Annotated in this window: 17 protein-coding genes; 16 read left to right on the top strand and 1 reads right to left on the bottom strand. The window is 41.1% G+C overall.

Features of this window, described 5'->3' with window-relative positions:
• Positions 1-232: 232 nt before the first annotated feature.
• The 16 genes from adhE (at position 233) to B5F08_RS07290 (ending at position 18,136) form a co-directional block, all read left to right on the top strand.
• Positions 233-2,839, top strand: coding sequence for a bifunctional acetaldehyde-CoA/alcohol dehydrogenase (gene adhE / locus B5F08_RS07215; protein ID WP_087377832.1), 2,607 nt, complete (start codon positions 233-235; stop codon positions 2,837-2,839).
• A 62-nt stretch (positions 2,840-2,901) separates the two neighbouring features.
• Positions 2,902-3,651 carry a phosphotransferase gene (locus tag B5F08_RS07220; RefSeq protein WP_087377834.1) on the top strand — a complete coding sequence of 250 codons (750 nt, stop codon included), beginning with the start codon at positions 2,902-2,904 and terminating at the stop codon, positions 3,649-3,651.
• 15 nt (positions 3,652-3,666) lie between these two features.
• Positions 3,667-3,906, top strand: coding sequence for a (2Fe-2S) ferredoxin domain-containing protein (locus B5F08_RS07225; protein WP_087377836.1), 240 nt, complete (start codon positions 3,667-3,669; stop codon positions 3,904-3,906).
• A 560-nt stretch (positions 3,907-4,466) separates the two neighbouring features.
• Complete coding sequence (gene thyX / locus B5F08_RS07230; protein WP_087377838.1) at positions 4,467-5,228, top strand: FAD-dependent thymidylate synthase; 762 nt, start codon at positions 4,467-4,469, stop codon at positions 5,226-5,228.
• A complete protein-coding gene (locus tag B5F08_RS07235; protein WP_087377840.1) occupies positions 5,218-5,886 on the top strand; it encodes a dTMP kinase in 669 nt (222 codons plus the stop codon). Before thyX ends, B5F08_RS07235 begins: the two co-directional genes overlap by 11 nt.
• Positions 5,887-6,008: 122 nt before the next feature.
• Complete coding sequence (locus tag B5F08_RS07240; protein ID WP_087377842.1) at positions 6,009-6,926, top strand: DUF2156 domain-containing protein; 918 nt, start codon at positions 6,009-6,011, stop codon at positions 6,924-6,926.
• Between the two features lie 5 nt (positions 6,927-6,931).
• On the top strand, positions 6,932-7,783 hold the full coding sequence (locus tag B5F08_RS07245; protein ID WP_158096245.1) for a GNAT family N-acetyltransferase: 852 nt from the start codon (positions 6,932-6,934) through the stop codon (positions 7,781-7,783).
• A gap of 19 nt (positions 7,784-7,802) precedes the next feature.
• On the top strand, positions 7,803-8,342 hold the full coding sequence (locus B5F08_RS07250; RefSeq protein ID WP_087377846.1) for a DJ-1 family glyoxalase III: 540 nt from the start codon (positions 7,803-7,805) through the stop codon (positions 8,340-8,342).
• The gene (locus B5F08_RS07255) at positions 8,333-8,941 is read left to right on the top strand and encodes a 5-formyltetrahydrofolate cyclo-ligase (protein WP_087377848.1); all 609 of its coding nucleotides are present in this window, start codon (positions 8,333-8,335) and stop codon (positions 8,939-8,941) included. The genes B5F08_RS07250 and B5F08_RS07255 overlap by 10 nt, the downstream gene beginning before the upstream one ends.
• A 16-nt stretch (positions 8,942-8,957) precedes the next feature.
• Positions 8,958-10,568, top strand: a complete 1,611-nt coding sequence (gene mltG, locus B5F08_RS07260; protein ID WP_087377850.1) for an endolytic transglycosylase MltG — start codon at positions 8,958-8,960, stop codon at positions 10,566-10,568.
• A gap of 30 nt (positions 10,569-10,598) precedes the next feature.
• On the top strand, positions 10,599-11,813 hold the full coding sequence (locus B5F08_RS07265; protein WP_087377852.1) for a peptidase U32 family protein: 1,215 nt from the start codon (positions 10,599-10,601) through the stop codon (positions 11,811-11,813).
• 23 nt (positions 11,814-11,836) lie between these two features.
• Positions 11,837-12,451 carry a sugar O-acetyltransferase gene (locus tag B5F08_RS07270; RefSeq protein WP_087377854.1) on the top strand — a complete coding sequence of 205 codons (615 nt, stop codon included), beginning with the start codon at positions 11,837-11,839 and terminating at the stop codon, positions 12,449-12,451.
• A 260-nt stretch (positions 12,452-12,711) separates the two neighbouring features.
• The gene (locus B5F08_RS07275) at positions 12,712-13,071 is read left to right on the top strand and encodes an arsenate reductase family protein (protein WP_087377856.1); all 360 of its coding nucleotides are present in this window, start codon (positions 12,712-12,714) and stop codon (positions 13,069-13,071) included.
• An 18-nt stretch (positions 13,072-13,089) separates the two neighbouring features.
• Positions 13,090-13,845, top strand: coding sequence for an exodeoxyribonuclease III (locus B5F08_RS07280; protein WP_087377858.1), 756 nt, complete (start codon positions 13,090-13,092; stop codon positions 13,843-13,845).
• Positions 13,846-13,861: 16 nt separating this feature from the next.
• A complete protein-coding gene (locus B5F08_RS07285) occupies positions 13,862-14,566 on the top strand; it encodes an ABC transporter ATP-binding protein (protein WP_087377860.1) in 705 nt (234 codons plus the stop codon).
• Positions 14,567-14,593: 27 nt separating this feature from the next.
• Positions 14,594-18,136, top strand: a complete 3,543-nt coding sequence (locus B5F08_RS07290; RefSeq protein ID WP_087377862.1) for an FtsX-like permease family protein — start codon at positions 14,594-14,596, stop codon at positions 18,134-18,136.
• 214 nt (positions 18,137-18,350) lie between these two features.
• Here B5F08_RS07290 and pyrB read toward each other — a convergent pair whose 3' ends face one another.
• Complete coding sequence (pyrB, locus tag B5F08_RS07295) at positions 18,351-19,439, bottom strand: aspartate carbamoyltransferase (protein WP_204245168.1); 1,089 nt, start codon at positions 19,437-19,439, stop codon at positions 18,351-18,353.
• Positions 19,440-19,587: the final 148 nt, after the last annotated feature.

Below are 19,587 nucleotides of genomic sequence, written 5' to 3' on the forward strand. Positions count from 1 at the left end.
AAAATTATTACAACGTTCAGCGTATGAACGTTATCTGTTATTAGGCTTTATGTTTGTGTTTACATGGAGGTATGCATTTTTTACATTTTAAATCAACTTGTAACTTTGTTAAAATATTAACAAGGTTAAAGAGAGATTTATTGTGTCTGATTTTCATGAGTTTCTCAAAGACTACTCCCGTGTAAATATAATCGGGTAACATCATATGACTAATAAAAAGGAAGGCGATTTGATGGCTAATAATCAGTATCTTACGGTTGACAGCATTGAAACACTTGAAGAGGCTCTTGCCAGAGTTAGAGAAGCCCAGAAGAAATTTGCTACCTACACTCAGGAGCAGGTAGACGAGATCTTTAAGGCTGCTGCTCTTGCAGCTAACCAGCAGAGAATTCCTCTTGCAAAGATGGCTGTTGCAGAAACAGGCATGGGAATTGTAGAAGATAAGGTTATCAAGAACCACTATGCTGCTGAGTATATCTATAATGCATACAAGAACACAAAGACTTGCGGTATTATAGAGGAAGACAAGGCATTCGGCATCAGAAGAGTTGCAGAGCCTATCGGTGTTGTTGCTGCTGTTATCCCTACAACTAACCCAACATCAACAGCAATTTTTAAAACACTTATTTCTCTTAAAACAAGAAACGGTATCATCATCAGCCCACACCCAAGAGCAAAGAAGTGCACAATCGAAGCTGCAAAGGTTGTTCTTGAGGCTGCAGTTGCTGCAGGTGCACCGGAAGGCATCATCAGCTGGATCGATGTTCCATCCCTCGAGCTTACAAACATGGTAATGAAAGAGGCTGACATCATCCTCGCAACAGGTGGTCCTGGAATGGTTAAGGCTGCTTATTCTTCAGGTAAGCCGGCATTGGGCGTTGGTGCAGGTAACACTCCTGCTATCATTGATGATACAGCAGATATACTTCTTGCTGTTAACTCAATCATTCACTCCAAGACATTTGATAACGGTATGATCTGCGCATCTGAGCAGTCAGTTATCGTTTTGGATAGCATTTATGATCAGGTTAAGAGAGAGTTTGCTAAGAGAGGCTGCTATTTCCTCACAGCAGACGAGACAGAAAAAGTTAGAAAGACAATCATCATCAACGGCGCTCTTAACGCTAAGATTGTTGGCCAGAAGGCACACACAATCGCAGCTTTGGCAAACGTTGAGGTTCCTGAGGATACAAAGATCCTTATCGGTGAGGTAACAAGCGTTGACCTCAGCGAAGAGTTTGCTCACGAGAAGCTTTCTCCTGTACTTGCTATGTACAAGGCAGCTAACTTTGACGAAGCACTTGACAAGGCAGAAAGACTTGTTGCAGACGGCGGTTACGGCCATACTTCTTCTGTATACCTTGATAAGGTAACAGAGGTTGCTAAGATCGAGAAGTTTGCTGCAAGAATGAAGACCTGCCGTATCCTTGTTAACACACCTTCTTCACAGGGTGGTATCGGCGATCTTTACAACTTCAAACTTGCTCCATCCCTTACATTGGGCTGCGGCTCTTGGGGCGGAAACTCTGTTTCAGAGAACGTTGGAGTTAAGCATCTTATCAATATTAAGACTGTTGCCGAGAGGAGAGAAAATATGCTTTGGTTCAGAGCACCTGAGAAGGTTTATATCAAGAAGGGCTGCCTCCCTGTTGCACTTGACGAGCTCAAGGCAGTAATGGGCAAGAAGAAGGCATTTATCGTTACAGACTCATTCCTTTACAACAACGGTTATACAAAACCAATCACAGACAAGCTCGATGAAATGGGCATTACACATACAACATTCTTTAACGTAGCTCCAGACCCATCACTTGCAAGTGCAAAAGAGGGTGCTGCTGCTATGACAGCATTCCAGCCTGACGTAATTATCGCATTGGGCGGCGGTTCCGCAATGGATGCTGGTAAGATCATGTGGGTAATGTATGAGCATCCGGAAGTTGACTTTATGGATATGGCTATGAGATTCATGGATATCCGTAAGAGAGTATATACATTCCCGAAGATGGGTGAGAAGGCATACTTCATCGCAGTTCCAACATCTGCTGGTACAGGTTCCGAGGTTACACCTTTCGCTGTTATCACAGACGAGAAGACAGGCGTTAAGTATCCGCTTGCTGACTACGAGCTTCTTCCAAAGATGGCTATTATCGATGCTGACGTTATGATGAATGCTCCTAAGGGACTTACATCTGCTTCCGGTATCGACGCATTGACACATGACCTTGAGGCATATGCATCAATGATGGCTACAGATTACACAGACGGTCTTGCTCTCAGATCTATGAAGATGATCTTTGATTATCTCCCAAGATGCTATGACAACGGTCCAAACGATCCTGTTGCAAGAGAGAAGATGGCTAACGCAGCTACTATGGCTGGTATGGCATTTGCTAACGCATTCCTTGGTGTTTGCCACTCCATGGCTCATAAGCTCGGTGCTTTCCATCACTTGCCACACGGTATTGCAAACGCATTGATGATCGACCACGTTCTTAGATTCAATGCTGCCGAGACTCCCAGAAAGATGGGTACATTCCCACAGTACGATCATCCGCATACACTTGCTCGTTATGCTGAGGTTGCAGATTATCTCGGAATTAAGGGTAAGAACGATGCTGAGAAGCTTGATAACCTTATCAAGGCAATCGACGAACTCAAGGAGAAGGTTGGTATTAAGAAGACAATTAAGGAGTACGGCGTTGACGAGAAGTACTTCCTTGATACTCTTGATAATATGGTTGAGCAGGCATTTGATGATCAGTGCACAGGTGCTAACCCAAGATATCCGCTCATGAGCGAAATCAAGGAGATGTACCTTAAGGCTTATTACGGCGAGTAATCAATCGACTTAAGCCCGATAAAATAAGCCCTATAAAAAGTTTATTTAAGGGAGGATTTATAATGGAATTCGAGAAAGTTATTGGCGTTCGCACCAACAAAACTGTCTATAAGGATGGAGACAAAGCTATAAAGGTTTTCGACGAGAACTTTTCTAAGGCAAACATCCTCAACGAGGCTCTTAACCAGGCTCGTGTAGAGGAAACAGGACTTAACATTCCTAAGGTTCAGGAAGTTAGCAAAATCGACGGCAAGTGGGCAATCACTTCCGACTTTATCGAGGGCAAAACTCTTGCAACTCTTATGGAGAAGAATCCTGATAAGCTCGAGGAATACATGAACATGTTCGTTGACCTTCAGCTTGAGATGCATTCAAAGAGATGTCCTTTGCTCAACAAGCTTAAGGATAAGATGCAGAGAAAGATCTCCGAGACAGACTTTGATGCAACAACAAGATATGAACTTCATACACGTCTTGAGTCCATGCCTAAGCACAATAAGGTTTGCCACGGTGACTTCAACCCAAGCAACATTATTGTAAAAGACGACGGAACAATGTACATCCTTGACTGGTCACATGCTACTCAGGGTAACGCTTCCGCAGACGCAGCCAGAACATATCTCCTGTTCTATCTCGAGGGCAAATTTGCCGAGGGCGATATGTATCTTGATCTCTTCTGCAAGAAGAGCGATACAGCTAAGCAGTATGTACAGCAGTGGCTTCCAATCGTAGCAGCTTCTCAGTCCGTAAAGGGTAATGAGAAGGAGAGAGAATTCCTTCTCAGCTGGGTAAATGTTTGCGATTACGAATAATCGGAGGAAAACATTGTGAAAATTACGGCTTGTATTGGCAGTTCATGCCACGTAAAGGGTTCCAGAGCAGTTGTAGAAGGTCTTAAGCGTCTCATCAATGACAACGACCTGGTTGATAAAGTTGAATTGGCAGGAGCTTTCTGCCTTGGAAACTGCCAGAACGGTGTCAGCGTTAAAATTGACGACGAGATTTTTTCAGTATCCCCTGATACTGTAGAAGATTTCTTCAAAAATGAAGTTATCACAAGACTTTAATTAACTGTATAAAATAAATTTCGACGGCGGTGACTAATCTCACCGCCGTTTCTTTTTTATATCCGATTTTTTTATATCCGACCTGCATGGGTTTATTTTGGAAATAAACGTCGTTTCAGGTCGGGCGAGACCTTTGGTTGAGTAAATTGGAATGGCTCGCTCTCATTTAGGTTTTGTTTTTTTATCTGTCGTGCATTGGGCAGCATAAGGAGATGAACTTTTATTATAGGTTGGGATAGACGTTTTGATTTATAAATGAGATTGGTTATGATGCGTTTGGCATTGATATAAAATAATATATAAAACGTCAATGCACAATGAATTTATTTTTCAAGAAAAACCTGTATGTTAGCAGACATGGGATTACCAAGGCACTGCTGTCCCTTTGGCAGGAGGCTTGAAGAATGGAGTCACTCAATGCTTGTTATATAATCTTAATAATAGTGTCCATTTGTTTTTGGATATCAGTCGTCTTGATTTTTAATGGCGTATATGCTAAAATTTAATATGTATTTGTATGACTGAAAAATCAGACGAAATTTAAGAAAAGAGGTTAAAAAATGGCATTAAAGGTAACATTGCTGGCATATACTCCCGACCCTCAAAAAACGGTTGCAATGGCGGCAAAACTTTGTTACTCACCCTCAAAGATTTCCGATATCGGAGAGGGACTGACCGATGAAAAGGTTTCATCTTTTGTTGACATGCTTTCTGAAATAGGACACGAAAGCCCTATAGAACACGCATCCTTTACCTTTGGAATAGAGGGAGTTTCCCGTGCTTTACTGGCACAGATAACAAGACACAGAATAGCTTCCTACAGCGTTCAGAGCCAGAGGTATGTGGCAGAAAAGCAGTTTGAATATGTTCTGCCTCCTGAGATAGAGAAAAATCCTGAGGCAAAGGAAATCTTTCTTGATGCAATGAAAAGAGACCAAGAACAATACGATAAGCTTGCAGAAATCCTTAAAAAGCAGGCTTACGATGAGTTTATTGCTTCCGGTATGGACGAAAAAGCTGCGGCTAAGGCGGCGGAAAAGAAGGCTATAGAGGACGCAAGATTTGTGCTTCCAAACGCCTGCTGCACAAAGATGATTTGCACATTTAATGCACGCAGTCTCAAAAACTTCTTTGCCCACAGATGCTGCAACAGAGCTCAGTGGGAGATAAGAAGTCTTGCTGAGCAGATGCTTATGCAGTGCCTTGAGGTTGCTCCCGAGCTGTTTAAACACTGCGGACCGCCATGTCTTTTCGGCAAATGTCCGGAGGGCAAAATGAGCTGCGGAAAAATGCAGGAAGTGAGAAAAAAATATGGCAGGTAAGCTTATTGTTATAGAGGGCTTGGACGGAAGCGGAAAAGCTACTCAGGCACAGCTGGTTTATGATAATCTTTTAAAATCAGGAATAAATGTCAGAAAAATTTCCTTTCCCGACTATGAACAGCCAAGCTCTGTGCTTGTTCAAATGTATTTAAAGGGAGAGTTCGGAGATAAACCCACTGATGTAAACGCCTATACTGCGTCATCCTTTTACGCTGTAGACCGTGCGGCAAGCTTTTTGAAATTTTGGAAAGAGGATTATGAAAACGGTACGGTGTTTGTTGCTGACAGATATGCCACTTCAAATGCGATTTACCAGCTTTCAAAGCTTTCCGACGAAGAAAAAGACGAGTATCTTTATTGGCTTGAGGATTTTGAATATAATAAGCTGAAGCTTCCGGCTCCTGACGCCGTTATATATCTGGATGTACTGCCTGAGGTTTCTCAGAAGCTTCTCAGTGAAAGATATAAAGGTGACGAATCTAAAAAAGATATTCACGAAAAGAATATGAATTATCTTTTAAACTGTAGAAAATCCGCCATGTATTCAGCAGAAAAGCTTGACTGGAGAATAGTTAACTGCTGTGCAGACGGTGAAATCAGAGGAATTTCAGAAATAAACGAAGATATAATGAAAATTATAAAAGACTCGGTTTTATGATTGATAAAATAATCAATTATTTTTCCTGAAAATGTTAATAATAAAAAGAGATTGATGAAAGCAGATATATATTTTCATCTAAAGAGCGAACGATTATCGTTCAAGAGAGGATTTTTAAATTTATGACAGAATTAAAAAAAGGTTTGCTTGAGTTTAAAGAGATAGAACTGGAAGATGTAGAAGCCTTTACAAAAATTTTTGAAAGCTCTGGCCATATGGGTTCCGACGCTTCATTTGCCACAATGTATTTGTGGGGTAAAAGATACGGAATAAAAGCCGCTGTAAAGGACGGTTTCGTTATTAAGATTTTCGGAGAAGAAAACGACAAGAAATACAGCTACCCCTGCGGAAAAGGCGATATAAAATCCGTAATCGAAACCATAAAACAGGACAGCATTGAGAGATACGGAAAATTTATCGGACTTGCTATGCTCACAGATGAGAATAAAGAGGAGCTTGAGCAGCTTTACCCGGGTGAATTTACCTATGAAGAGATGGACGGTTCCGCCGATTATATCTATTTGAGAACTAATTTGGCTGACCTGCCCGGAAAGAAGTACCACGCAAAGAGAAACCATATCTCAAAGTTTAAAAGACTTTATCCGGAATATCGCTTTGAAAAGCTCGGCAAGGAAACCTTTGATGACGCACTGACAGTTGCGGCTAAGTGGTGTGCGGTAAACGGCTGTACCGGTTCAGGCGGAGAAAGCCTCGGCGCTGAATACTGCGCAATCAACAGAGCTTTTTATAATTTTGATACCCTGGGAATGTTCGGCGGGGTTCTTTATGTAAACGACGAGCCTGTTGCCATGACTGCGGCGTCCAGAATAAACGACAAGGTTTGCGACGTAAACTTTGAAAAAGCTCTCAATTTTGACGGAGCTTATGCAATGATTAACAACTGCTTTGCCCAGACCTATACGGATTATGAACTTTTGAACCGTGAAGAGGATATGGGAATTGAGGGACTTAGAAAAGCAAAGCTTTCCTATTACCCTGAAAGAGTTTTGACAAGATATGCCGCAATTCCAAAGGAATGATTGTTATGGAAAGGCAGTACAGAAAAGTACCTGACTGTGAAAAACAAGCTTTAAGACCTCAGCTTGAAAATATCTGGAAAAAGTGTTTTTTCGATACAGATGAGGGCACAAAATTTGTTTTTGAAAATATTTATCCTGACAGCAGATGCTACTGCTGTTTTATAGACGATATCTGCTGTGCCTCTCTTTATCTTATTGACGGTGAAATAGAGGATAAAAATGGAATTTCTCAAAGGGTTCATTATCTTTTCGGAGCGGCAACATTGCCCGAATACCGAAAAGGAGGAATAATGTCTTCCCTTATAGAATACGCTCTTATGGATAGCTTTAAAGAGGGCCACAAGGCTTCAGTTTTGCTTCCGGCAAACGAGGGTCTTTATTCCTATTACGGCAAGCTGGGATATGTTCCTTTATACGGAACTGAGATTAGAGATTATGAGCTTTTAAAAAATCATAAATCGGAAAAAATCCCTTTAATTTATGATGAAAAAGAAAAAACAGATAATATAATTAAACTGAGGAAAACTGCAAAACAGCCTGTTCAGGTTATGCAGTTTCCCGATAAAACAGTTAAAAATGCTTTGGGATACAACAGCATTTACAATGGTTTTTCCGTTTCCGGTGAAGATTTTTACATGACGGTTCAGAGCAGTTCAAAAGAGACTGTAGCAACCGAATTTATATCGGAAAAACCTGTGGAAGAAGTGCTGAACAGCGTATTTTCTGAATTTGATGATATAAAGAAAATCACAGTAAGGGTTCCCTGCTGTTCTGAAAATAAATTTGGAATGATAAATGTCCTTGATAAGTCTGTGGAGTTTTCCCATACGATTTATATAGGACTTACAAAAGATTAAAATAAAGGAGGAAACGACAATGATTTATTGTTTCTTGGCAAACGGATTTGAGGAAATCGAGGCTTTAGCTCCGGTTGATATATTGAGAAGAGCTGAACTTGAAGTTGTAACCGTAGGTGTAGGCGGAAAAGAAATCAGAGGTTCTCACGGAATAAAGGTCATTGCTGATATTGAGGAAAGTGAAGTTATCACAGACAATATGGACATGGTGATTCTTCCGGGAGGTATGCCCGGCACACTTAATCTGGACAATTCTCCTATTGTTGCGGCAAGTGTAAATTACTGCGTGCAGAACGACCTGCCGGTTGCTGCAATCTGCGCCGCTCCTTCTGTTCTGGGACATCTTGGAGTGTTAAAGGGCAAAAAAGCCACATGTTTCCCGGGCTTTGAAAGTGAACTTGACTGCGCCCAGCATACAGGCGAGCCTGTAACAAGGGACGGAAAAATAATAACATCAAGAGGAGCGGGCTGTGCTGTAGATTTCGGTCTTGAGATAGTTTCTCTTCTTTTGGGAGAGGACAGAGCCGAAAAGCTCAAAGGTGCTATGCAATGCCCGTAAACGATATCAGAATTGTAAAACGGGAGCTTAGAAAAAAATACAGAGAAATACGTGAAAATATGAGTCCTCAGAAGAAAAGCAGATATGACGAACTTCTGAAAAAAGGATTTTTGGCTTCAAGGGAGTACAAAAACAACGACATAGTTTTTGCTTTTGTATCAAAACCCATTGAGATAGACACAATATCTATTATTGAAGCCGTTTTGAAAGACGGCAAAAGGGTTGCTGTTCCCAGATGTGTCACAGATAAAAGGGAGATGGATTTCTTTTTTATCGAATCTTTTGACCAGCTGGAGAAAAGCACCTACGGACTTATGGAGCCTATACCGGATAAATGCGAAAAGGTCACTGATTTTTCCAAGGGAGTTTGCATTGTTCCAGGACTTGCCTTTGATTCTGAGGGATTCAGGCTTGGATTTGGAATGGGCTATTATGACCGTTTTTTATCCCTGTTTCAGGGTGATAAAATCGGACTTTGCTACAGCAGCTGCGTAAAATGGAAGCTCCCCCACGGTTTTTTTGACAGACCTGTGGATTTAATAATCACAGAAAGGTTTGTCCGCAACATAAGAAAAAGAAAAGCAAACAGGAGACAATAGGAAAGGCTGTGTAGAAATGTCAGAGGACAAAAACTTAAACAACAATTCCGAAGAGATGTTCATGGAGAACAGAAGGAAAAAAGTTGAAAATTTTAAAATGAAAATAAACCCTTCATCTTCCTTGGATTTGGTTGAAGAGAACAGTCATTTCCCGGAAAGAGGAGAACACTTTTCAGATAACGGTGTTAACTCGAATAGTTACGACCTTAATAGTTTTTCAGAAAAACCTAATAATGAAAGATATGACAGCGGAGATTATCTTTACAGCAACAGCGGAAATCATGGCGAATATGTAGAAAACTATGGTCAGAATTATGACTCATACAATAACAGCAGCTACAGTGCAGGATACGGTGAGCAATTATCTAATTCCGGAGAAAGACCTGTAGATGTTGTGTCTGATATTCGTAACGAAAACGATTATATGAATTTCAGCAACGACCCTGTTTCTTATGAGGAAGGCTATACAAAAAAACAGCAGAAGCGTATGCAAAAGCTGGAAAAGAAACGAATGAAAAAGAATAAAAAGACCTTTAAATATATTTGGTTGCTTTCAACTTTGGTTATGGGTATAATTTTAGGTCAGTTTTTGGTTCTTGGATTCAACGATATGCTGGCGGTTAACAGACAGGACGACACAACAGTTCATGTTGAAATCGGAGCTAATCCAACATTGGATGAAGTGGCTTCAATATTGCAGGAAAATCATGTAATTGACAGCGAACTGTTTTTCAAGCTCTATGTCAGCGTTACAGGTTCTGCCGACGGATTCAGACAGGGCTCTTTTGATATGAGCCAAAACATGGATTACGAGCAGATAGTAAACTACATGCAGAGCAACCTGAACAGAACAGATATTGTTACAGTTCAGCTTTACGAGGGCATGAATGCCCTTGAAATAGCGGACAAACTTGAGGAAGAGGGAGTTTTAACAGACAGAGAAAAGTTCTTCGAGCTTTTAAACAGCGATATATATGACGAGGACTATCCTTTCTTACAAAATGTTTCTTCCGAGGGTAAATATTATCGCCTTGAGGGATATCTGTTCCCGGATACCTACGATTTCTACAAAAATGAGGACCCGGAAACAACTATAGAACGCTTTTTGAGCAACTATGAAAAGCGAATTTGTTACACAAAATACGAAAATGAAAATTACGAAAAAGACGTAACCATAGAAGATATGATAAATGACAGTCAGTATTCTATGGATGAAATAATGATAATAGCTTCTATCATTCAGGCTGAGGCGGCTGATGTTGAGGATATGTACAATGTTTCCTCTGTTCTTCATAACCGCCTTGAATCCCACATTGACGAGGGTCTTTCAAGACTTGACTGCGACTCTACTGTTTATTATCCTTACCGTTCAAAAAGCGCAGTACCTGAGGATATGGGCGACTATATGAGCAACTATAATACCTATGAAATTTATGGTTTGCCGGCAGGCGCAATCTGTAACCCAAGTCTTGATGCAATTATGGCGGCTCTTTATCCTAATGATACAAACTATTATTATTTCTGCCATTCAGCTCCTACTGAGGACAGCCCATCTGTGGCTTACTATGCTACTAATGCATACGACCACAATAGAAACCTTGTTGAGGCAGGTTTGGTAGAAGAGTAACCCTATAATAAAGAAAGGTTAAGATAAACTATGATTAGACCCGAGGTACTTTCACCTGCAGGGGATATGGAATGCCTTGAATCCGCTCTGAAATTCGGAGCGGATGCGGTTTTTCTTGCAGGAAATATGTTTGGAATGAGAACTGCTTCCAAAAATTTTACAGAGGAAGAGCTTCAAAAAGCGGTGAAACTTGCCCATGAAAAGGGCGCAAAGATTTATGTTACCTGCAATACTCTTCCAAGAAACAATGAAATAGAAGAGCTTCCCCATTTTCTCACCTACTGCGGAGAAATAGGTGTTGACGCTTTTATAATAGCTGATATAGGCGTTCTTAATATGGCTGCAAAGTATGCGCCAAAGGTTCACCGCCATATCTCCACACAGGCAGGAATTGTCAATTACGAAACAGCCAGAGCCTTCCACCAGCTTGGAGCTTCCAGAGTAGTTTTGGCAAGAGAGCTTCCTTTGGATGAGATTGCCCAGATTAGAGCCAAAATTCCAAATGATTTGGAAATAGAGTGTTTTGTACACGGAGCAATGTGCGTTTCTTTTTCCGGAAGATGTCTTATTTCTGCCTATCTTACAGGAAGAGATGCAAACCGTGGCGACTGCGCACAGCCTTGCCGCTGGAAATATCATCTCTATGAGGAAAACAGAGAAGGTCAGTTTTTCCCGGTAGAGCAGGAGGACGGCGGAACTTATCTTTATAATTCCAGAGATATGTGTATGATTGAGCATATTCCGGAATTGGTAAAAGCCGGAGTTTCCAGCCTTAAAATCGAGGGAAGAGCAAAATCCGCTTATTATGCCGCAGTTACAACAAACGCCTACCGTCATGCGGTGGACGATTTCATGGCAATGGGCGAAAATTATCATTTACAGCCATGGATTAAAGAGGAACTGGAAAAAATCAGCCACAGAGAATACAGCACAGGTTTTTATTTCGGAAATGAGCCGGGACAGGTAACAAACAACGGCGGATATATAAGAAAATACGACTTTGTTGGGGTATGCAACGATTCCATTGAAAATGTGGCTCATATTACCCAGAGAAACAGATTTTTTGTAGGCGATACACTTGATATTTTGCCACCTGACGGTTTTTCCTTTAACACAAAGGTTATTAAGCTTATAAATAAAAACGGTGAAGATGTGGAAGCCGCAAACCACGCAATGGAACAGCTGGAAATGGTTACAGACAAGCCTGTTCCGGCAGGTTCACTTATGAGATTAAAAAGAGAATAAAAATTGTAATAGGAGGCGATAAAATGACTGAGAAGGAAAGAATGCTCGGCGGAAAGCTTTACAGAGCCTTTGGTGAGGAGCTTAGAGGGGACTTTAAGAAAGCTAAAAGGCTTATTGCTGAATACAATGTGACAACAGAGGACGAAAAAGAAAAAAGAAATAAAATCCTCAAAGAACTTCTGGGAGGAACAGGAGAGAATTTCCACATTGAACCGCCGTTTTTCTGCGATTACGGCTGTAATATTTATGTTGGCGAGAACTTTTACTGCAATTATGAGTGCATCGTGCTGGATGTGTGCAAGGTTACAATAGGCGATAACGTGCTTATAGGCCCGAGAGTAAGTTTGTACGCCGCAGGACACCCCATTGACCCGGTTATAAGAACCGACGGTCTCGAGTTCGGAAAGCCAATCAACGTGGGAAACAACGTATGGATAGGAGGAGACACAACCATAAATCCGGGAGTTACCATAGGTGATAATTCCGTAATAGGTTCCGGCTCAGTTGTTACAAAGGATATCCCGGCAAACGTAGTAGCCGCCGGAAATCCATGCAAAGTAATCAGAGAGATTACCGAGGATGATATAAAGTATTGGGAAAAGCTCCGTGATGAGTACAACGCAAGCCTTGATGATTAAAAAAATTTCATATACATAAATCCCGTTATTGGCGATTGTGTTGCATATGAGTGTTTAGAAAACGAAAAGACAGCGCAGAATAAGCTTTGTCTTTTCGTTTTTTTGTTTTGAGGTGAAAATGCTGATGTAAAAAATTTTGGCAATGAGAAATACGACAGATATTACCTAATTGTCTATTGAATACAATACAAAAAACTGATATAATTAACTTAAAGAATGTTAAAATATAACAAATATTTTGCGGAAAAGAGGCGAATACCTTGCAGAATTTATTTTTATGCTATCCAAAATGCAGTACCTGCAAAAAGGCGGAAAAATGGCTTTTGGATAAGGGAATTGAGTTTGAAAAAAGGGATATTAAAACACAAAATCCCAGTGAAGATGAAATAAAAGAATGGCACAAAAAATCAAATCTGCCTTTGAAAAAGTTTTTCAACACAAGCGGACAGCTCTATAAGTCCATGAATCTTAAAGAAAAGCTTCCCGAAATGACAGAGGAGGAAATGTACAGCCTTTTGGCCACGGACGGTATGCTTGTTAAACGTCCGATTTTTGTAAAGGGCGATAAGGTGCTTGTAGGATTTAAAGAAATAACATGGGAGGAAAGTCTGGCGGAGTAATGCCGGATAAGAAAAAATATGAAACTTATATCATGGAACGTAAACGGTCTGAGAGCCTGTGTGGGAAAAGGCTTTATGGATTTTTTCAAAGAGGCCGACGCAGATATTTTCTGTGTACAGGAAACCAAGCTTCAGGCGGGACAGATTGATTTAAAGACAGAGGGCTACTATCAGTTTTGGAATTATGCGGAGAAAAAAGGCTATTCTGGAACTGCAATATTTACAAAGGAACAGCCGCTGTCCCAAAGCTACGGCATAAATATTCCCGAACATGACAGCGAGGGAAGAGTTATCACCTTGGAATATCCGAAATTTTATATAGTGACCGTTTATACTCCTAATTCACAAAACGAGCTTTTAAGGCTTCCTTACCGAATGGAGTGGGAGGACGCTTTCCTTGATTATCTTAAAAAGCTTGAAAGTAAGAAGCCTGTTATTTTCTGCGGAGATTTAAATGTGGCTCACAAGGAAATAGACTTGAAAAACCCGAAAACCAACAGAAAAAACGCAGGATTTACAGATGAAGAAAGAGAAAAGTTTTCAAAGCTTCTTGACAGCGGATTTATAGACACATTCAGATATTTTTATCCCGATTTGGAGGGAGTTTATTCCTGGTGGTCTTACAGATTCAGCGCAAGGGCTAAAAACGCAGGTTGGAGAATAGACTATTTCTGTGTATCAAAATCTCTGGAACCGAATTTAAAAGACGCAAAAATTCACACTCAGGTTATGGGTTCCGACCATTGTCCGGTTGAACTTACTATAGATTTATAAGAACAGGAGGACAACAATGTCCAGTTTTGTAGAACTTAAAAATGTTTATAAAAGATACAAAATGGGAGAGGTTACAATAACGGCGTCAAACGGAGTGTCGTTTACAATAGAGAAGGGAGAATTTGCGGTTATTGTGGGAAGCAGCGGCGCAGGAAAAACCACAATACTTAATATTTTAGGTGGAATGGACAGCTGCGATGAGGGAGAGGTTATTGTTGACGGAAAGGACGTTGCAAAGCTCAGCCCTAAAGAGCTTATTGAGTACCGCAGATACGATATAGGCTTTGTCTTTCAGTTTTATAACCTTGTGCAGAATCTTACCGCCAAGGAGAACATCGAGCTTGCCACACAGATAACAAAGGACGCCTACGACCCTATAGAGGTTTTAAAGGAAGTAGGCCTTGAGGATAGAATAAACAATTTCCCGTCACAGCTATCAGGCGGCGAACAGCAGAGAGTTTCAATAGCAAGAGCTCTTGCAAAAAAGCCTAAGCTTTTGCTTTGTGATGAACCTACCGGAGCTTTGGACTACAATACCGGTAAAAATATTTTGAAGCTTCTCCACGATACCTGCCGCAACAACAATATGACGGTTATACTTATAACCCACAACCAGGCTATAACTCCTATGGCTGACAGAATAATAAAAATGAAAAACAGCAAGGTGGAAAGCATTACACTCAATGAAAATCCCATGCCTGTAGAAAATATCGAATGGTGATTTTTTCTTTGAAAGGGTGTGATATATATGAAAAAGGCTTTGGTCAAGGACTTGTTCCGTGAAATCTGGCGGACCAAAAGCAGGTTCCTTGCAATACTTGCCATTGTCGCAATAGGCTGCGGATTTTTTGCCGGAGTTAAGTCAAGCTGTCCTGATATGAAGCTGACGGCGGCGACATATTACGAAGAATATAATCTGGCAGATTTCCATATTATGTCCAATTACGGTCTGGACGACACTGATATTGAGGCGATAAAAGAAACCGTAAACGTCCGAGGAATCAGCGGAGGATATTCCGCCGATGTTATGGTTAAAAGCGACGATAAAAACAATCTTGTTTTAAAGGCTATTTCCTATGACCTTGAAAATCCGGATACTGCCGACAACATGAACAGACCTTTGTCAATAGAAGGCAGACTGCCGGAAAAATCCGGAGAATGTGTAGTTGAGCAGAGCAAGCTTGCAAATGGAAAGCTTGCCATAGGCAGTAAAATCCAGCTTTATCTGGAAAAGGATGATATATCAGAAAGCCTTAAAGTAACTGAATATGAAATTGTGGGAACAATAAACACACCAAGCTATGTGGGTTTTCAGTACGGAACCACCACAGTGGGAGACGGTGAAATAGACACCTACATCCTTATTCCTGAAGAGGATTTTGCCTTTGATGTATACACAGATGTGTATTTCACTTTGCAGGAAACAGAGGGTCTTGACCCATTTGAGGATGAGTACGGTCAGATTATTGAAGAAAACACAGCTCTCCTTGAAAACAATGATAAGCTTACCTACAATAGATATAACGACATTGTAGCAGAAGCTCAGCAAGAGCTTGATGATGCAAAACAGGAGCTTGCAGACGGTGAAGCCGAGGCAGAGGAAAAGCTCAATGATGGCTGGCAGGAGCTTGAAGATGCAAGAATTCAGCTTGAAGATGCGAAAACCCAGATTGACGATGCAAGACAGGAGCTTGACGACGGCTGGAGTGAGTATTACAGCGGAATTGAAACACTGAATACCGAGATTGCAAACGGCAGACAGCAGATTGAAGACGCAAAAGCTCAGCTTTACTCTGCGGAAGCTGAATACAACAGCGGTCTTGAGCAGTATAATCAGGGACTTGCAGAGTTCCAGGAAAAAGAGGCTGCGGCACTGGAAGAGCTTTCCGGATATGAAGCCCAGCTGGCAGAGCTTGAGCCTGTAGTAACCGCCGGAAGACAGGAGCTTGACTCATTTAAAAGTCTTTTGGCAAACTACAATTCAATTATAGAAAAGTATTCTGCAATTACAGTTACAGAAGAGGAGATACTTCCGGACGAAATCGCAGTTATGGACCAGATAGACGCATTTATAGCTGAAATGATGCCGGGAGTTCCTATAAGCATTAAAAATTTCTTTGTTTCCTATGCTACAGCGCCCGCTGAGGAAAAACAGCAGTACAGCGCAATTCTTTCCATAGTGTCCTCAGAGGGTCAAAAGCAGATAGATGAGAAAGAACCTCAGGTAATTGAGGGAGAAGAAGCGGTTGCACAGCTTAAAGCCGGAATCGAAGCAGGTTACAGCCAGCTTGAAGCAGGAAGACAGGAGCTTCAAAACTCTAAAAATCAGCTGGACAGTGCAAAACAGCAGATTGATGACGGTTACAACGAAATTTATTACAATGAAAGTCTTTTAAATCAAAAAGAAGCCGAGGGCAGACAGGAGCTTGAAAACGCACTTGCTAAGCTGTATTCCGGCGAGGCTGATTATGATGCAGGTGTTGTCGAATACGAGGACGGACTTGCTGAATATCAGGACGGAGTTGAAGAATACGAACAGTCAAAAATAGACGTAGAGGAAGAGCTTCAGGAGGGCAGAGATAAGATTGCCAACGCCGAAAAGGAATTAAAAGACCTTGAAACACCGGAGTGGTACGTATTTGACAGAAACGACAACCCGGGATATTCCACCTATGAGGAGGATGCGGAAAAGGTTGACGCAATCGCCGCAGTATTCCCGTTCTTCTTTGTACTTGTTGCGGCTCTTGTATGTTCCACCACAATGACAAGAATGGTTGAAGAGCAGAGAACTCAGATGGGAACATTAAAGGCTCTCGGCTACAAAAACCGCAGCATAGTTTCAAAATATTTGATTTATGCAATTTCTGCCAGCATAGTGGGAAGCATAATCGGACTTTGCATAGGATTTAAGCTGTTCCCGTGGGTAATTATAAACGCCTACAAGATAATGTACAGTATGCCTGATCCTATGATGCCGTTCAGATGGGATTATGCAGGCTGGTGTACTTTGGTGGGAATACTCTGTACAGGACTTTTAGCATATTTTGTATGCAGAAAAGAGCTGAAAACAGTACCTGCACAGCTTATGCGTCCTAAATCACCGAAGGTTGGCAAAAAGATTATGCTGGAGCGTGTGGGCTTTGTATGGAACAGACTTTCATTCCTTCACAAGGTTACCGCAAGAAATATTTTCCGCTACAAAGCCAGAAGCCTTATGACTACCATCGGCATTGCGGGATGCTGTGCTCTTATTCTTACAGGCTTTGGACTAAACTACGCCATAAGCTCGATAGTTGACCGACAGTTTGGCGATATATTCAAATACGATGTTACAATAGCTATCAGTGAAAATTCAGAAAGTCTTGAGGAGCTTCAGGACTATATAAACTCCAACCAATATATAAACAGCTCGGAAACCCTTATGGTTAAAACTGTTGACGCAGAGAAAAACGGGGAAACAACAGCTTCCGTTTCAATGTCTGTTTTTCAAAATCCGGAAGTGGTTGACGATTATATAACACTGAGAACAATGGATGACCATACACCTCTTGAGCTTACCGACGACGGAGTTATAATAAGCCAGAAGATGAGCAATGTTCTTAAAGCAAAAGCCGGAGACAGCTTCTCCGTGGTAAATTCTGACGGAAGCAAAACAGAACTTAAAGTAACTGGAGTTACAGAGAACTATGCAATGAACTACATCTATATGACACCGACTCTGTACAGAAATGTTTACGGTGAAGAACCATCATACAACATGATTTACGCCAACATTCCTGACGGAGTTGAAACCAGCGACCTGTCAACAGAACTTCTTGATGACAGCGATATACTGGGAATTGCCTATTCAAGCGACACAATGAGCAGATTTGTTGACACAATAGGAAGCCTCAAGAGCATAGTTATCGTACTCATAGTTTCAGCGGGACTTTTGGCATTCATAGTTATGTACAATCTTGTAAACATCAATGTAAACGAGAGAAAGAGAGAGCTTGCCACAATCAAAGTTCTTGGTTTTTACGACAGAGAGGTTTCCTCCTACATTTACCGTGAAAACAACGTGGCGGTTTTATTCGGAATTATCTTAGGTTTAATACTGGGAATTTTTCTTGAAAAATTTGTTGTATCTGTTGCGGAGGTTGACGCAGTTATGTTTATTTCCGACATGGCGTGGTGGTGTTACGTTGTTTCAGCTCTCATAACAGCCATTTTCGCACTGATAGTAACAATAGTTGTCCACTTCTCCCTGAAAAAAATCGACATGGTAGAATCCCTAAAAGCCATCGAATGATTTTTATATCCGACCTGCCGGGCTTAGCTTTGGAAATTTACACCTGCACAGGTCGGGCGAGACGTTTTGTTAAGCGGCTTAGAGTGGTTCGCTCGCATTTAGCTTTTTATATTTATAATCTTTTTATCAGGTTATAATAAAATCATTACAAAAAATAAACCGTGGTTTCTGAAAATTTTCAGAACCACGGTTTTAATATTCTTATATTTATTTTTTAATCCTTACTGTACATTTCAACAGCATGGTCGCAGTAGTCGCAGAAAAGGTGTGAGCCTTGTTTTATAAAGCTTTTTGGGAGATAAGCTTCACGGTGTGTTACACATCTCTCATTTGGACATGTTACATCGTCTGCGATAACTTTCTTTTTGTTGTCATGGAAGAAATAGTCGCTGTCCTCAAGAAGAAGTATAATGAGAGCCATTCTTCCGTACATTCCGTAAACTGCTTGCTTAAAGTAGCAGGCACGAGGGTCGTCGTCAACCTCTACGGTGATTTCATCAACTCTTGGAAGAGGATGCAAAACTATCATATCCTCCTTAGCCAAAGCCATTTTTTCAGCATCAAGAATATAAACGCCCTTTTGAGCTTCGTATTCTTCTTTAGAGCTGAATCTTTCCTGCTGAATTCTTGTCATGTAAAGCACGTCCAAATCGGAGATAGACTCTTTCAGATTCTGGCTTTCTGTAAATTCGCAGCCGGAGTTAATCATAATTTCCTTGATATAATCAGGAACAGTAAGTTCCGGAGTGGATATAAGAACAAAACTGTTGCCCTCAAAGTGGGACATGGTTTTAATAAGGGAGTGTACGGTTCTTCCGTTTTTCAGGTCGCCGCACAGACCGATTTTAAGATGATTAAGTCTGCCTTTTTCATTGTGCAGTGTCACAATATCGGTGAGTGTCTGGGTGGGGTGGAGATGTCCGCCGTCGCCGGCATTTATAACAGGAACGCTGCTGTATAGAGAAGCGGCTTTTGCTGCGCCCTCAACGGGATTTCTCATGGCGATTATGTCCGCATAACCGCTTACAACAGTGATTGTGTCCTTCAGGCTTTCGCCTTTTGCAACGGAAGAGTTCATTGGATTGTCAAAACCTATTGTTTTTCCGCCCAGTCGAAGCATAGCTGTTTGGAAAGACATCTGAGTTCTGGTTGACGGTTCATAAAAAAGCGTTGCAAGGATTTTTCCGTCGCATACGTGACTGTATTTGGCGGGATCTGCCTTGATTTTTCCGGCAAGATCAATAACCTGCTGGAGCTGTGCGAAAGTTAAATCTTCAAGATCAATTACATGACGATGTTTCATATGAATCCTCCCCTTAAAAACCTTTTAAAATCCGCAGAATATTATATCAAATAAATTACTTAAAAGCAAGTATAAGGCATTTATGAACGCAAAAAGGGCTAATTGTCAGATTGTAACTCTCATAAACAGTAATATATGGGAATTTCTG

Origin of the sequence: Anaeromassilibacillus sp. An172, from assembly GCF_002160515.1 — a bacterium.
Lineage (GTDB): Bacteria > Bacillota > Clostridia > Oscillospirales > Acutalibacteraceae > Limousia > Limousia pullorum.

What these genes read in the sequence shown, in the direction of transcription:
- B5F08_RS07290 (WP_087377862.1), top strand. Translation starts at nt 14,594, where the DNA reads ATGAAAAAGGCTTTGGTCAAGGACTTGTTCCGTGAAATCTGGCGGACC.
- B5F08_RS07220 (WP_087377834.1), top strand. Translation starts at nt 2,902, where the DNA reads ATGGAATTCGAGAAAGTTATTGGCGTTCGCACCAACAAAACTGTCTAT.
- B5F08_RS07280 (WP_087377858.1), top strand. Translation starts at nt 13,090, where the DNA reads ATGAAACTTATATCATGGAACGTAAACGGTCTGAGAGCCTGTGTGGGA.
- B5F08_RS07285 (WP_087377860.1), top strand. Translation starts at nt 13,862, where the DNA reads ATGTCCAGTTTTGTAGAACTTAAAAATGTTTATAAAAGATACAAAATG.
- B5F08_RS07265 (WP_087377852.1), top strand. Translation starts at nt 10,599, where the DNA reads ATGATTAGACCCGAGGTACTTTCACCTGCAGGGGATATGGAATGCCTT.
- B5F08_RS07250 (WP_087377846.1), top strand. Translation starts at nt 7,803, where the DNA reads ATGATTTATTGTTTCTTGGCAAACGGATTTGAGGAAATCGAGGCTTTA.
- B5F08_RS07270 (WP_087377854.1), top strand. Translation starts at nt 11,837, where the DNA reads ATGACTGAGAAGGAAAGAATGCTCGGCGGAAAGCTTTACAGAGCCTTT.
- B5F08_RS07255 (WP_087377848.1), top strand. Translation starts at nt 8,333, where the DNA reads ATGCCCGTAAACGATATCAGAATTGTAAAACGGGAGCTTAGAAAAAAA.
- adhE (WP_087377832.1), top strand. Translation starts at nt 233, where the DNA reads ATGGCTAATAATCAGTATCTTACGGTTGACAGCATTGAAACACTTGAA.
- thyX (WP_087377838.1), top strand. Translation starts at nt 4,467, where the DNA reads ATGGCATTAAAGGTAACATTGCTGGCATATACTCCCGACCCTCAAAAA.
- B5F08_RS07235 (WP_087377840.1), top strand. Translation starts at nt 5,218, where the DNA reads ATGGCAGGTAAGCTTATTGTTATAGAGGGCTTGGACGGAAGCGGAAAA.
- pyrB (WP_204245168.1), bottom strand. Translation starts at nt 19,439, where the DNA reads ATGAAACATCGTCATGTAATTGATCTTGAAGATTTAACTTTCGCACAG.
- B5F08_RS07245 (WP_158096245.1), top strand. Translation starts at nt 6,932, where the DNA reads ATGGAAAGGCAGTACAGAAAAGTACCTGACTGTGAAAAACAAGCTTTA.
- mltG (WP_087377850.1), top strand. Translation starts at nt 8,958, where the DNA reads ATGTCAGAGGACAAAAACTTAAACAACAATTCCGAAGAGATGTTCATG.
- B5F08_RS07240 (WP_087377842.1), top strand. Translation starts at nt 6,009, where the DNA reads ATGACAGAATTAAAAAAAGGTTTGCTTGAGTTTAAAGAGATAGAACTG.